Origin of the sequence: Pseudomonas sp. W2I6, from assembly GCF_030815935.1 — a bacterium.
Taxonomy (GTDB): Bacteria; Pseudomonadota; Gammaproteobacteria; order Pseudomonadales; family Pseudomonadaceae; genus Aquipseudomonas.
The window spans coordinates 1,541,840-1,555,738 of record NZ_JAUSXJ010000001.1; the positions used below are offsets into that span (position 1 = coordinate 1,541,840).

At 64.5% G+C, this 13,899-nt stretch carries 14 protein-coding genes; 13 read left to right on the plus strand and 1 reads right to left on the minus strand.

Features of this window, described 5'->3' with window-relative positions; translation table 11 throughout:
• The first annotated feature begins 139 nt into the window (after positions 1–139).
• From hpaR to gspD, 13 genes are all read left to right on the plus strand, one after another.
• The gene (hpaR, locus tag QF039_RS07385) at positions 140–562 is read left to right on the plus strand and encodes a homoprotocatechuate degradation operon regulator HpaR (protein ID WP_008437189.1); all 423 of its coding nucleotides are present in this window, start codon (positions 140–142) and stop codon (positions 560–562) included.
• An 88-nt stretch (positions 563–650) separates the two neighbouring features.
• Positions 651–3,041 (plus strand): TonB-dependent receptor, encoded by a 2,391-nt coding sequence (locus QF039_RS07390; RefSeq protein ID WP_307517231.1) that lies wholly within the window; start codon positions 651–653, stop codon positions 3,039–3,041.
• Between the two features lie 371 nt (positions 3,042–3,412).
• Complete coding sequence (gspE, locus tag QF039_RS07395) at positions 3,413–5,107, plus strand: type II secretion system ATPase GspE (RefSeq protein ID WP_177029019.1); 1,695 nt, start codon at positions 3,413–3,415, stop codon at positions 5,105–5,107.
• Positions 5,104–6,306, plus strand: coding sequence for a type II secretion system inner membrane protein GspF (gene gspF / locus QF039_RS07400; RefSeq protein WP_307517232.1), 1,203 nt, complete (start codon positions 5,104–5,106; stop codon positions 6,304–6,306). Before gspE ends, gspF begins: the two co-directional genes overlap by 4 nt.
• 20 nt (positions 6,307–6,326) lie before the next feature.
• Positions 6,327–6,752 carry a type II secretion system major pseudopilin GspG gene (gene gspG / locus QF039_RS07405; RefSeq protein WP_003209911.1) on the plus strand — a complete coding sequence of 142 codons (426 nt, stop codon included), beginning with the start codon at positions 6,327–6,329 and terminating at the stop codon, positions 6,750–6,752.
• On the plus strand, positions 6,752–7,183 hold the full coding sequence (locus QF039_RS07410) for a type II secretion system protein (protein WP_003209913.1): 432 nt from the start codon (positions 6,752–6,754) through the stop codon (positions 7,181–7,183). The genes gspG and QF039_RS07410 overlap by 1 nt, the downstream gene beginning before the upstream one ends.
• The gene (locus QF039_RS07415; RefSeq protein ID WP_008437204.1) at positions 7,180–7,548 is read left to right on the plus strand and encodes a type II secretion system protein; all 369 of its coding nucleotides are present in this window, start codon (positions 7,180–7,182) and stop codon (positions 7,546–7,548) included. Before QF039_RS07410 ends, QF039_RS07415 begins: the two co-directional genes overlap by 4 nt.
• Entirely contained in the window at positions 7,545–8,162 is a 618-nt protein-coding gene (locus QF039_RS07420) for a prepilin-type N-terminal cleavage/methylation domain-containing protein (RefSeq protein WP_307517233.1), read from the plus strand. Before QF039_RS07415 ends, QF039_RS07420 begins: the two co-directional genes overlap by 4 nt.
• Positions 8,159–8,881, plus strand: a complete 723-nt coding sequence (locus tag QF039_RS07425) for a general secretion pathway protein GspK (RefSeq protein WP_177009916.1) — start codon at positions 8,159–8,161, stop codon at positions 8,879–8,881. The genes QF039_RS07420 and QF039_RS07425 overlap by 4 nt, the downstream gene beginning before the upstream one ends.
• Complete coding sequence (locus QF039_RS07430; protein WP_307517234.1) at positions 8,878–9,918, plus strand: PilN domain-containing protein; 1,041 nt, start codon at positions 8,878–8,880, stop codon at positions 9,916–9,918. The genes QF039_RS07425 and QF039_RS07430 overlap by 4 nt, the downstream gene beginning before the upstream one ends.
• Positions 9,893–10,504: a type II secretion system protein GspM gene (gene gspM / locus QF039_RS07435; RefSeq protein ID WP_023659000.1), complete on the plus strand. Its 612-nt coding sequence runs from the start codon at positions 9,893–9,895 to the stop codon at positions 10,502–10,504. Before QF039_RS07430 ends, gspM begins: the two co-directional genes overlap by 26 nt.
• Positions 10,501–11,025 carry a hypothetical protein gene (locus tag QF039_RS07440; RefSeq protein ID WP_307517235.1) on the plus strand — a complete coding sequence of 175 codons (525 nt, stop codon included), beginning with the start codon at positions 10,501–10,503 and terminating at the stop codon, positions 11,023–11,025. Before gspM ends, QF039_RS07440 begins: the two co-directional genes overlap by 4 nt.
• Positions 11,022–13,211, plus strand: coding sequence for a type II secretion system secretin GspD (gene gspD / locus QF039_RS07445; RefSeq protein WP_307517236.1), 2,190 nt, complete (start codon positions 11,022–11,024; stop codon positions 13,209–13,211). The genes QF039_RS07440 and gspD overlap by 4 nt, the downstream gene beginning before the upstream one ends.
• An 8-nt stretch (positions 13,212–13,219) precedes the next feature.
• On the opposite strand, the gene QF039_RS07450 is transcribed toward gspD, so the two are convergent.
• Positions 13,220–13,882 (minus strand): RraA family protein, encoded by a 663-nt coding sequence (locus tag QF039_RS07450; protein ID WP_003209925.1) that lies wholly within the window; start codon positions 13,880–13,882, stop codon positions 13,220–13,222.
• Between the last annotated feature and the right edge of the window lie 17 nt (positions 13,883–13,899).

A 13,899-nucleotide genomic window follows, 5' to 3' on the forward strand; every position in this document is an offset into this window, starting at 1 on the left:
TTATCTTTAGGCTGAATAGCTGGATTAACAGGTTTTTATGAATTCGTTTCGAAATTAACGACTTGCTGCGTGCGTCGGGTTGCGCACGCGGGACACCGACTCTAAGCTTCGTCGCTTCGACCTCTATTGCGCGTGAACCATGCCCACCCCCAGACCGTCCCTTACGCTCACCTTGCTCCAGGCCCGCGAAGCGACCATGGCGTTCTTCCGGCCGTTGCTCAATGAACATGACCTGACCGAACAGCAGTGGCGGGTGATCCGCATCCTGCGCCAGCAAGGCGAACTCGAAAGCCACCAACTGGCGCACCTCGCCTGCATCCTCAAGCCGAGCATGACCGGCGTACTGGGGCGGCTGGAGCGTGACGGCATCGTGCGCCGGCGCAAATCCGCCGAAGACCAGCGCCGGGTGTTCGTCGCCCTGACCGAACAGGGCCAGCAGTGTTTCGTCGACATGAGCGCCGGGATGGAAAGCAATTACCTGAAGATTCAGGAGCAGTTCGGCGAGGAATCCCTGGAGCAATTGATGGAGCTGCTCCAGAAGCTCAAAGGCATCAAACCGTAATAATCAAAAAATAGTGGCTGAAGCCTGTCCCTTTTTTTCACGTGACTGGTCATTCCAGGTAAGTGAACAAAATCGAGAGCTTCTTCCAATGCCCGCAATACGCCCGTTGCTGAACCTCAGCCTCATGCTGAGCCTGAGTGCCAGCCCGTTGTTCGTTCCCATCAGCTATGCCGAAGACGGTGCGTCCCGGCGCAGCTACCAGGTGCCGGCCGGCAGCCTGAGCGCCGCGCTGACCCGTTTCGCCGGGCTGGCCGGGGTCAACCTCTCGGTGGACCCGGCTCTGGTCAGCGGCCGCAACAGCAGCGGGTTGTCCGGCGAATACGGCGTCGAAGAAGGTTTCGCGCGCCTGCTCCAGGGCTCCGGCCTGCAACTGCAGCCCATGGGCGAGCAGGCCTATAGGCTGACCCCGATTCCCGAAGGCGGCAGCCTGCAACTGGCGCCCACCTCGATTCTCGGCACCACCGGCGATGCCGGCAGCGAGTCCTTTGCTGGTGGGCAGGTGGCGCGCCGTGGCTCCCAGGGCCTGCTGGGCTCGAAGGACTTCATGGATACCCCGTTCAGCATGACCACCTACACCAGCGCGGCGGTCAAGAACCAACAGGCGCGTACCCTTGGCGACCTGATTGCCAGCGACCCCTCGGTGCGCGCCACCAACCCGGCCGGCGGGCGCTATGAGCAATTCACCATTCGCGGCTTCAGCCTGTTCAACAGTGATGTCGCCTACAACGGCCTCTATGGCGTATTGCCGACCTACACCATCGACATGGAAATGGCCGAGCGCGTCGACATCATCAAAGGCCCCAGCCAGTTGATCAACGGCATCTCGCCACGGGGCAGCGTGGGCGGCGGGATCAACGTGGTGCCCAAGCGTGCCACCGACACACCCATCACCTCGCTCACCGGCAGTTGGGCCTCCGACAGCCAGGCGGGCGGAGCCGTGGATATCGGCCGGCGTTTTGGTGAAGACAACCAGTTCGGCCTGCGTTTCAACGGCGTGAAACAGTCCGGCGACACCGCCTGGGATCACCAGAGTGTCGACCGCGAAATGGCCGTGCTGGGCCTGGATTTTCGCGGTGAACGCCTGCGACTCTCCACCGACATCGGTCGTACCGAGCGCGACACCGACGCCCCCCAGGAACGTGTGCAAGTCGGGCCCAAAGCCAGGGTGCCGAGTGCCAACGACGTACGCCACAACTACGCGCAGCCCTGGAGCAAGGCAAGCACCAACGACACCTTCGGCACGGTCAACGGCGAGTTTGATCTCAGCGACAACCTAATGCTCTACGGCGGCGTCGGTGCGCGCAAAAGCAACCATGACTTCCTGCGCCATGCAGTGTCGGTGGCCAACAACGCCGGTGATTTCAGCGTGCAGCCCCGTGACTTCACCCGCGATGAAAACGTGCGCACCGCCACGGCGGGCGTGCGCAACTGGTTCCATACCGGCCCGGTGAGCCATGAGGTCAACCTGGCGGCCAGCTACTTCTACATGGACTTCGAAAACGGCGGCGCGCGATATGCGCAGGGTTCAAGCAATATCTACAACCCTGTGGAAACCCCCGCGCCTGGCCGGCCAACGCGATTTGACTCGAAGGTCTACACCGAAAACCGTTTCAGCGGTGTGGCGTTGTCCGACACCCTGGGTTTTTTCGATGACCGGTTGCTGCTGACCCTCGGTGCGCGCTGGCAGCGGGTCAAGGTCGACGACTGGACCGATGACGTCAAAGGCGACACCGCCTACGACGAGGAAAAAATTTCACCGTCCGGCGGCATCCTGTTCAAGGCCACCGACAAGCTCTCGTTGTACGCCAACTACATGGAAGGCCTGAGCCAGGGCAAGGTCGCGCCGTCGGCGTCGGTCAACGATGACGAAATCTTCCCACCGTTCATCAGCCGTCAGGTCGAAGTCGGCGCCAAGTACGACGCCGGTGCGTTCGCGGTGACGGCCGCTGTATTCCGGATCAAGCAGCCGGCCTACGAGACCAACGCCACCACGCTGGTCTTTGGCCCCAATGGCAAGCGCCAGAACGATGGCGTGGAACTCAGCGTGTTCGGCGAGCCGCTCAAGGGCTTCCGCCTGCTGGGCGGGGTGATGTACATCGACAGCGAACTGACCCACACCACCAACGGCACCTACGACGGCAACCGCGCGCCGGCCACGCCCAAGTACAACGTCAACCTGGGCGCGGAGTGGGACGTGCCGACTGTTGAAGGCCTGACCCTGACCAGCCGCGGGATCTATTCCAGCTCGCAGTACCTGGACCAGTCCAACGTCAAGGAAATCGACGCCTGGACCCGTCTTGATGTTGGCGCACGCTACGCCTTCAAGGTCGACGACAAGCACATCACCCTGCGGGCCAATGTCGAGAACGTGGCCGACCGGCGCTACTGGAGTTCGGCCGGTGCCTCGGATGACAGCGAGCCGGGCTTGACCTTGTCGACGCCGCGCACGTATTTACTGTCGGCGACCGTCGACTTCTAGCGGCAATCGCGCCACAGGGAAGTGGCACTCTTGTGCAGTTCAAAATTAAACGACGAGAAGTTCAATGATTAGTACTGTTGCAGTGGGCTGGCTATTTGCAATCGTGAACTAAGCATCAATATGTTAGTCGATGTGTTTAACAAGATTTTATGAATTGTGGCGAACTAATGGCCTTGGTCAGTAGTTCTAAAAGGCCATGATTTGCCACGGCTGTCCTGCACATCGCTTGTGTGCAGGGTCTTGATCTTGTTCAAGGCGCCGCTGGGACTAGTTGTTGTTTCTGCACCCTTGGAAACAGCCTCTTCAACTAGTTGTTCAGAATGGTGCAGATGTCTCAACCGATACCGTCAATGCCCATCGATGCATGCCGAATGCAGATTCCGGATGCCGAACAAGTGTGCGCGTGGCTGATGCGAAAAGCCGGTCTGAAAACCGTCGACCTGGAACGTGCTCGACGGTTATCCCAGGAATCCGACGACCCCGAACTGCTCGGCCTGCTGACGCGCCTGGGGCTGGTTTCCGAAGTGGAACTGGCGCGGGCCTGGGCCGATTTGCTCGGCGCGCCGTTGCTGCTGGCGGACGCCGCACCGCCCGTGCTCGACCCGCTGCCGGCGCTGACCGAACGCTTCATGCGCCATTACCAGGTGGTGCCGGTGGGCTGGAGCCACGGTGGTGTGCGGGTGTTGGCGGCCAACCCGGCGCTGCTGTATCCGTTCCAGGCCCTGGCGTATGCGTGCGGCGTGCCGGTGTGGCTGGCGGTCGGCCCGCGCAACGAAGTCGAAACCCTGATCGAGCGTTACTACGGCCAGGGCCGTTCCGCCATGGGCACCCTGATCGAAAACCTCGACGAACAAGGCGGCGCCCTGGAAGACATCGAACACCTCAAGGACATGGCCTCCGAAGCCCCGGTGATTCGCCTGGTCAACCTGATCCTGCAACGGGCCGTGGAGCACCGCGCCTCGGACATCCATATCGAACCCTTCGAAAACCAGCTCAAGGTGCGCTACCGCATCGACGGTGTGCTGCATGAAGCCGAAGCGCCGCCGGCGAGTTCCTCGGCGGCGGTGATTTCCCGGGTCAAGATCATGGCGCGCCTCGACATCGCCGAGCGCCGCCTGCCGCAGGACGGCCGGATCATGTTGCGCATCCAGGGCAAGGAACTGGACCTGCGGGTATCCACGGTGCCCACCAGTTTTGGCGAGTCGGTGGTGATGCGCCTGCTGGACCGCCAGACCGTGCAGTTCGATTTCCAGAGCCTGGGCTTTGACGGCCAGCGCCTGGCAACCTTCCTTGAAGTGCTCGAGCGGCCCCACGGCATCCTGCTGGTCACCGGGCCCACCGGCTCGGGTAAAACCACCACGCTCTATACCGCGTTGTCGCGGCTCAATACCGCCGAGCGCAAGATCATCACTGTCGAAGACCCGGTGGAATACCAGCTGGAAGGCATCAACCAGATCCAGGTCAAGCCGGCCATTGGGCTGGATTTCGCCGGCGCGCTGCGCTCCATCGTGCGCCAGGACCCGGACGTGATCATGATCGGTGAAATCCGCGACCTCGAAACCTGCCGCATCGCCATCCAGTCTTCCCTGACCGGCCACCTGGTGCTCTCGACCCTGCACACCAACAGTGCCGCAGCAAGTATCACGCGCCTGCTGGACATGGGGGTGGAGAGCTACCTGATCGCCTCGACCGTCAATGGCATCCTCGCGCAGCGCCTGGTGCGCCGCCTCGACCCGGCGACCCGTGAGGCGTTCGAAGCCCCGCCGGAGCTGATCGAGGAACACGGCCTTGACCGCTTCACCGAGCAGCGCCCGATCCTGCTTTACCGGCCTCGCGCCAACGCCGCCGGCGGCGGTTACCACGGCCGCAGTGCAATCACCGAATTGCTGGTGATGAATGACGAACTGCGCAGCTTGTTGATGCGCCAGGCCGACGCCGCGACCCTCGAACAGGCCGCCCGCCGTGGTGGCTTGCGCACCCTGCATGAAGAAGGCCTGCGCCAGGCGGTGGCCGGTGTCACGTCCCTTGAAGAAGTGTTGCGCGTCACCCGTGGAGAGGGCGCGTGAGCCTGTTCAAATACCGTGCCCTGGACAGCCAGGGCGTCGCGCAGAACGGCACCCTCGAAGCGAAGGACCAGGCCGCCGCCGTCGCTGCGCTGCACAAGCGTGGCCTGCTGCTGTTGCACATCGATGCCGCCGGTGCCCAAGGGCTGCGCAATGCCTTCGGGCGCGGCCAGTTGAATGGCGCGGCGCTGGTCAGTTTTACCCAGCAACTGGCCACCCTGCTGGGCGCGGGCCAACCGTTGGAACGCTCGCTGGGCATCCTGCTCAAGCAGCCCGGCCAGCCGCAGACCCTAGCGCTGATCGAACGTATCCGCGAGCACGTCAAGGCCGGCAAGCCATTGTCGGCAGCGCTGGAAGAGGAGGGCAGCCAGTTTTCGCCGCTGTACCTGAGCATGGTGCGTGCCGGTGAGGCGGGCGGTGCGCTGGAGAACACCCTGCGCCAACTCAGTGACTACCTGGAACGCAGCCAGTTATTGAGAGGCGAGGTGATCAACGCGCTGATCTATCCCGCCTTCCTGGTGGTGGGCGTGCTCGGTTCCCTGGCGCTGTTGCTGGCTTACGTGGTGCCGCAGTTCGTGCCGATCTTCAAGGATCTGGGCGTGCCGATTCCGTTGATCACCGAAGTGATCCTGGGCCTTGGGCAGTTCCTCGGCGCCTATGGCCTGGCGGTTTTTGCCGGGTTGATCGTGACGGTCTGGGCCCTGGCGGCACGCCTGCGCAACCCACGACACCGCGAGCAGTACGACCGGCGCGTGCTGGGTATCCGCGTTATCGGCCCGCTGTTGCAGCGGGTCGAAGCCGCACGCCTGGCACGCACCCTCGGCACCTTGCTGAGCAACGGCGTGGCGCTGCTGCAAGCGCTGGTGATCGCCCGCCAGGTCTGCACCAACCGTGCCTTGCAGGCACAAGTGGCCCAGGCCGCCGAGTCGGTGAAAGGCGGCGGCACCCTGGCCAGTGCATTTGGCAGCCAACCGCTGCTGCCGGACCTGGCCCTGCAAATGATTGAAGTCGGCGAACAGGCCGGTGAACTGGACAGCATGCTGCTCAAGGTCGCCGACGTGTTCGACGTCGAAGCCAAGCGCGGCATCGACCGCCTGCTCGCCGCCCTGGTGCCGTCCCTGACGGTGGTCATGGCGGTGCTGGTGGCGGTGATCATGCTCGCGATCATGCTGCCGCTGATGAGCCTGACCAGCAATATATGAAGACCCAAGGAAGCAAGCCGATGCGCCATACCCGTTTCAAACCCGCCCGCCGCCAAGGCGGTTTCACCTTGCTGGAAATGCTCGCGGTGATCGTGTTGCTGGGCATCGTCGCGACCATCGTGGTGCGCCAGGTGGGCGGCAACGTCGACAAGGGCAAATACGGCGCAGGCAAGGCGCAACTGGCCAGCCTGAGCATGAAGATCGAGAGCTACGGCCTGGACGTCGGCTCGCCACCCAAGACCCTCCAGCAATTGGTCGACAAGCCCGGCAACACCGCCGGCTGGGCCGGGCCGTACGCCAAGCCCTCAGACCTCAAGGACCCGTTCGGCCATGCCTTCGGCTATCGCTTCCCCGGTGAACATGGCGCCTTCGACCTGATCTTCTACGGTCAGGACGGCCAGCCCGGCGGCGAAGGCTACAGCGCCGACCTGGGCAACTGGGAATAATGCCGGCCCTCCAACGCGGCTTTACCCTGCTGGAGATGCTGGTGGTGATCGTGTTGATCAGCATCGCGGCCGGGTTGGTGGGATTTGGCCTGCAACAAGGCCTGCGGGTAGCGAAAGAGCGCCAGGTGGTCGGGCAGATGGTGGATGCCCTGCGCAGCACACGGGCACGGGCGATTGTCAGCGGCAGGTCGGCCAAGACTGTCTTCGACTTGGCCCGGCTGAGCTTTCAGGCGCCGGGGCAACCCATCAAGCACTGGCCGGCCGATCTGCAAGTGACCCTGCACACCGCCGAACACGCAGGCGCTGCGGTGGAGTTTTACCCCGACGGCAGCTCTACCGGCGGCAACCTGTTATTGGCCAATGGCACGCGACGCTGGCGCATCGACGTCGGCTGGCTGACCGGCAGCGTGCAGTCCAGGGCATTGCCATGAAGCGTCAGTCGGGTTTCACCTTGCTGGAAATGCTCGCAGCGCTGACCCTCATGGCGATCTGCAGCACGGTGTTGCTGGTCGCGTTCGGCCAAAGCGCGCGCTCGTTGTTGCAGGTGGCCCACAGCGACCGCCTGACCCATACCGCCTTGAGCGTGATGGATCAGGAGGCGTCGGGGCCCCTGGCCAGTGGCGTGCGCGAGGGCGAGCTGGACGGCATTGCCTGGCAACTGCGCGTCGCCCAGCAGCCCACCCGCATCGGTCAGCCACATTTGTTTCGCCTCGATCTCAGCGTCAGCGAAGGTCCGCGCCGCGCAAATTTCAGTACCTTGAAACTGCGCGCCAGCCGCGACGGGAGCCTCCAGTGAAGCAGCAGCGGGGCTTCACGTTGCTCGAAATCATGATCGTGCTCAGCCTGCTGGGCGTGTTGTTGGCCCTGGTGGGCGGCGCGCTCCTGGGAGCCAACCGTGCAGTACTCAAGGCGCAGCGCTACACCGTCAGCCTGGATGAAAGTCGCGCCGCGCAACAGTTCCTGCGCACTTCCATCAGCGAGGCGCTGCCCCTGGACGTGACCGAGGACGACAGCCAGACCAACGGCTTTTTTGTCGGCGCTCCCCAGCGCCTGCAATACGTCGCGACCTTGCCGGGCGTGCTCGGCGGCGGTATCCAGCGTTTCACCTTGCAGTTGACCGAGCGCGAGTTGCAGGTGGCGTTCGCACGGTTTGAGTCCAATGCCCAAGTGAGCGTGCCGGCCACCCGCAGCGAACCGCAGGTGTTGCTGAAGAACGTCGAGGATCTGCAATTCAGCTATCGCGGCCTGTCGCCCAAGGGCCAGGCCACCGGCTGGATCAGTAACTGGCCGTGGACCAAACGCCTGCCTTATGCGGTACGCATTGCAGCACAGGTCAACGGACCGGTGCCGTGGGTCACCCAAGTGGTTGCCCTGCGGCTGAACCTCTCCGGCGGAGCATCAGGCGAATGAAACGTCAGCGCGGCGTTGCGCTGCTGCTGGTGCTGTGGGTGCTGGCGTTGCTCAGCCTGCTGCTGGGCGGCCTGGCCGGGTGGGTACAACTGGAAAGCCGCCAGGCCCTGTGGCATCGCCAGCATACCCAGGCGCTGCTGGCGGCGGAGGCGGGCGTGGCGTTGGCCATGCAGGCCCTGGCCGACCCGCTGCAACGCAAGCAATGGATCGCCGACGGCCGCGAAATGCCCCTGGTATTTGATGACGCACAGCTTCACGTGAGCCTGCACAGCGAGCGCGGCAAGCTGTATTTGAACAGCGCCGAGGCCGCTGACTTTGCCCGCCTGGCCCTGGCCTGCGGCGCCACCCAGGCCCAGGCCAGCCGGCTCGCCAGGGACCTGGAAATGCGGCGCAACGCAGGCCTGGCGCCGTTCCGCGTGGTGGAGGAAGTGCGGCAATTGCCCGGCATGACCCAGGCGCTGTACAGCCGGCTGGCCCCGGAAATCAGTTTGTGGAGTGGCCTGGACCGGCCCGACCCCGCTTTCGCCAGCCCCTTGATGCGCCAGGCGCTGAACCTGCCCCGGCAGAGCGCGGTAGGGGCCGACCCCGGTGACGTGCTGGTGATCGACAGCCGCGCACAACGCCCCGGCGGTTACCACGCCCGGTTACGAACCACGGTTTTATTGAGCCCATCGGAGGGAAGCGCACAACCTTATCGGGTGCTGCGTTGGCAAGAATGAATCCATACCTTTCGGCGCCAGTGGCGCGCCTTCAACAGCTGGCCGAACCGCTCACCCGGCGCTGGCGCGGCAGCTTGCTGCAAGTGGGCTGGCGCCTGTGGCTCAAGGAGCTGCGTGGCTGCCTGCCGGCGTGGCTGTCGGTCCGTGACATCCCCGAGCACCGCTACCACTGGCCGTTGACCGGGCCGGTGGCAAAACCTGCCGACGAGGTGCGCCAGGTGCTGGTGCTCGCGCCCTCGGCGGTGTTGCTGCAAACCCTGCAACTGCCCCTGGCGGTCGCGCGCAACCTGTCGACCGTGGTGGGTTATGAGCTGGACCGCTTTACCCCGTTCGAAGCTGAACAGTTGTACTTCGTGGCCCGTCAGGAACGGCGCACCGCCACGCATGTGCAAGTGACCCTGGTGGCCATCCTGCGGGAGCGCCTGGATCAAATCCTGTTGGACTGCGCTGCCCTCGGCTTGCAGCCCCATGCGGTGGATGTGGACGGGCCAATGGGCATCGACCTGCTGCCGGCGCCGTTGCGCCCACGCCAGCGGCCGGCCGGGAAGGGCTTGCAACGCAGCCTGCCCTGGCTGTGCGGCGCCTTGCTGGTTGCCGCGATGCTGCTGTGGCTCAACGACCGCCAGCGGGTGCTCGACGTCATGCAGGCGCAGGTGCAACAACAGAAAGCCCAGGTCGCCGAGGTCCAGAGCCTGCGCCAGCAACTGCTTAACACCCGTGGCGCCGCGCAATACCTGATTCGCCGCAAGTCGGCACAACCGCCATTGGCGGCGCTGCTCAACGAACTGACCGCCTGCCTGCCCGCCGATACCTGGATCGACCAGTTGGACGTCAACAACGGCGCCGACGTGTCCTTCTCCGGGCAAAGCGCCAAGGCGAGTGCCCTGATCACCCGGATCAAGGCGTGCCACAGCCTGGAAAACCCCCAGTTCGAAGGGGTGATCCAACCCGATGCGCAAACCGGCAAGGATCAGTTTTCCCTGCGCGCCCACTTGCACCAGGAGGCCGCCGATGCGCCGACCACTGACACCCCGTGAGCGTCGCGGCGCCGCCTTGCTGGTCCTGGCGCTGGTGCTGGGCGGCGGTTACTGGCTGCTGATCGACAGCTGGTTCGCCGGGCCATTGCGTGCCATGGGCGAGCAGGCCGAACAGCTGCGCGAACAACAGCAACGCTATGCGGGCCTGCTGCACCAGGGCGCCGCCTTGCGTGAGCAACTGGAGCAAGCCCGCCAGGACCCGGCCAGCAGCACCAGCCTGTTGCCGGGGGATGACCCCAGCGCCGTGGCGGCGGACCTGATGCAGCGCATCGCCGACCTGATCAACAGCCGCGCCGGCCTCGGCGGCGGCTGCAGCCTGACCCAGCGCATGCCCATTACTCCGGAGCAGGACGACACCGAGCCCTATCGCCAGGTCAAAGTCAGCCTGACCCTCAACTGCGCCATCGAACCCCTGACGGCGATTCTGCATGAGCTGGAGTACCAGCGACCGTTCCTGTTCGTGGATGAAATGAGCGTCCGTCGCGGGCCGAATGCCCCCGCCAGCGGCGGTGCCGGAAAGCTGGTGGTGCACCTGTTGGTGCGCGGTTATCTGCAACCGGCAGCCGCCACGCAGGCCCGCCGATGATCAATTCATTGCGCCCCCTCGAGTGGGTGTTGCTCGGTGTGGCCGGGCTGCTGGGCCTGCTGATGGTGGGCATCCTGAGCAGCATCGGCGACGCGCCGCAGTGGCTGGATGAGCCTGTCTCCGCCGTGCGCGCCAATGCTTCGGCCAAGGTTCACGTGGCCCCGAGTGCGACCCTGGAAAGCCTCGCCGGCACCTGGCAGGCGCCGCTGTTCAGCCCCGACCGCAGCCCCGATGCCGCCGTTGGCCAGGCCGAGATTTCCAGCCTGTCGAGCCTGAAGCTGACCGGCGTGCTGCTCGACGGCGACCTGCGCGTCGCGCTGCTCAAGCGTGACGAGGGCTCGCCGCTCAAGGTCCACCAAGGCCAGACTCTGCCCAACGGCTGGCGCCTGGAACACCTGACACCGCTGCACGCCCGTTTTGTGCTGGATGGCCGCACGCAAACCCTGAGCCTCAGCGTTCCGCGTTTGCCGCCGCCGTCCACCACACCACCGATTTCCCTTCCTCACGAGCCCGCCCCTTGATCGATACTTCCCCTAGCGCCTTGCGCACCAGCGTGTTTTGCCTGGCCACCGCCGTCGCCCTGGGCGGCTGTGGGTCATTCCCCGATCACCTCGACCCGGACGATGCCTTGCTTCACGAGGCGATGCAGGGCACCGGTTCGCAACGGCCGCCCGTGGACCCGGCCAGCGAGTCGCCTGCGGCCGACAGCCGCCAACCCCAGGTGCCTACGCCGCCCCAGCGCCAGTTGATTCGCGGTAACCAGCAGTTCGTGCGCCAGCCCGCACCGGCGCCGGCGGTCAAGGATGAAGCCAGCGGCGACATCGTGTTCAACTTCGCCGACCAGCCGATTGAGGCGGTGATCAACAGCGTCATGGGCGACCTGCTGCACGAGAACTACAGCATCGCCCAGGGTGTGAAAGGCAACGTAAGCTTCTCCACCTCAAAGCCGGTGAACAAGAAACAGGCGCTGTCGATCCTCGAAACCCTGTTGTCCTGGACCGATAACGCGATGATCCGCCAGGGCCAGCGCTACGTGATTCTGCCCGCCAACCAGGCGGTGGCGGGCAAGCTGGTGCCGGAAATGAGCGTGTCGCAACCCTCCAGCGGGCTCTCGGCCCGGCTGTTTCCGCTGCGCTATATCTCGGCCACGGAAATGCAGAAACTGCTCAAGCCGTTCGCCCGGGAAAACGCATTCCTGCTGGTGGACCCGGCACGCAATGTGTTGAGCCTGGCCGGTACGCCGGATGAGTTGGCTAACTATCAGGACACCATCGACACGTTCGACGTCGATTGGCTCAAGGGGATGTCGGTGGGGGTGTTCGGTTTGCAACGGGCCTCGGTGGCCGAGTTGATGCCCGAGCTGCAAAAAATGTTTGGCCCCGACAGCGGCATGCCCCTGGCGGGCATGGTGCGCTTCCTGCCCATCGAGCGGACCAATTCGGTGGTGGCGATCTCGTCCCAGCCGCAGTACCTCAGTGAAGTTGGCGACTGGATTCACACCATAGATGAAGGCGGCGGCAACGAGCCGCAGATGTACGTCTACGACGTGCGCAACATGAAGGCCACGGACCTCGCCAAATACCTGCGGCAGATCTACGGCACCGGCGCGATCAAGGACGATGCGCCGGCCAAGGTGGCGCCGGGTCTGCGCACGGCGACCTTGTCGTCACTCAATACCAGCGGCGGCACCTCGGGTGGCTTGAACAACAGCAGCAATAGCCCGCCCGTCAGTGACGATGAGGACCAGGCCCCGGCCGCCACTGAAGACACTGAAAGCGCCGCCCCCAAAAGCCTCGATGCCGGCACCCGGATCACCGCGCAAAAAAGCAGTAACCAGTTGCTGGTACGCACCCGACCGGTGCAGTGGAAGGAGATCGAATCGGCGATCAAGCGCCTCGACAACCCGCCGCTGCAAGTGCAGATCGAGACGCGCATCCTCGAAGTCAAACTCACCGGCGAACTGGACCTCGGGGTGCAATGGTACCTGGGCCGCCTGGCGGGCAACTCCACCAGCACCACGGTAGCCAATACCCCTGGCAGCCAGGGCGCTCTGGGTGGCGGCGGTGCGGGATTGGGCGCGGATTCGCTGTTCTATTCCTTCGTCAGCTCCAACCTGCAAGTGGCCTTGCACGCCCTTGAGACCAACGGCCGCACCCAGGTGTTGTCGGCACCCTCGCTGGTGGTGATGAACAACCAGCCGGCGCAGATCCAGGTGGGGGACAACATCCCCATCAGCCAGACCACGGTCAACACCGGCAACGCCGACAGCACCTTGAGCAGCGTCGAATACGTGCAGACCGGGGTGATCCTCGATGTGGTGCCGCGGATCAACCCGGGCGGCCTGGTGTACATGGACATCCAGCAACAGGTCAGCGACGCCGAGAACCAAACCACCAACAGCAGCGACACACCCAACAACCCGCGTATCTCCACGCGCTCGGTGTCGACCCAGGTGGCGGTGCAAAGCGGCCAGACCGTGTTGCTCGGCGGGTTGATCAAGCAGGACAACGCGGAGAGCGTCAGCGCCGTGCCGTACCTGGGGAAAATCCCCGGGCTGCGCTGGTTGTTTGGCAACACCAGCAAGTCCAGGGATCGCACCGAGTTGATCGTGCTGATCACGCCGAGGGTGATCACCAGCAGCGGTCAGGCGCGGCAGGTGACGGATGACTACCGCCAGCAGATGCAGCTGTTGCGACCGGCCAACTGAAGGACCTTTCAGCCCTTGCGTTGCAGGGTGTGATAACCCAGCGCCGCCCGTGCTTCACGCAGGGATTTGCCTTCATCGAGCAGCGCCCGGATACGCGCTTCCACCGCTTCAATCGAGCGTGCGCACGCCGCCACTTCATGGGCCCGCTCGCGCGGCACGATCACCACGCCATTGGCGTCGGCCACCACGATGTCCCGGGCGCACACCCGGGCCTGGCCGATGGACACCGGCTGGTTTACTGCTTCCACTTCAACCCGGTCCTTGCCCGTGCGCATGAACCGGCCCTTGGTGAACAGCGGGTAGCCGTCGCCCAGGGCCTTGCTCACGTCGCGGCACACGCCATCGATCACCGTCGCGGCGATCCGCTGGCTGCCGGCGTACTGGGTCATGATGTCGCCCCACACCGTGCAGTCGGTGCGTCCGTCGTTGTCGATCACCACCACATCGCCTTCGGCCACGTCATCGATAAAGTCGCCTACGGTGCCCGGCGGGGTGCTGGCGCTGACGTAGCGCACGGTGAAGGCCGGGCCGACCACCACCTGGCGATAGTTGTCCAGGGGCATGATTCCCAGGCATTGGCCGGGCAGGCCTAGCTTGTCCAGGGCGTCGGACACGCCCGGGGTGTCCAGGCCGGCAAACAGGGCAACCAATTCTTGGTCTTGGGGTGACATGGATAACTCCTCGTGGT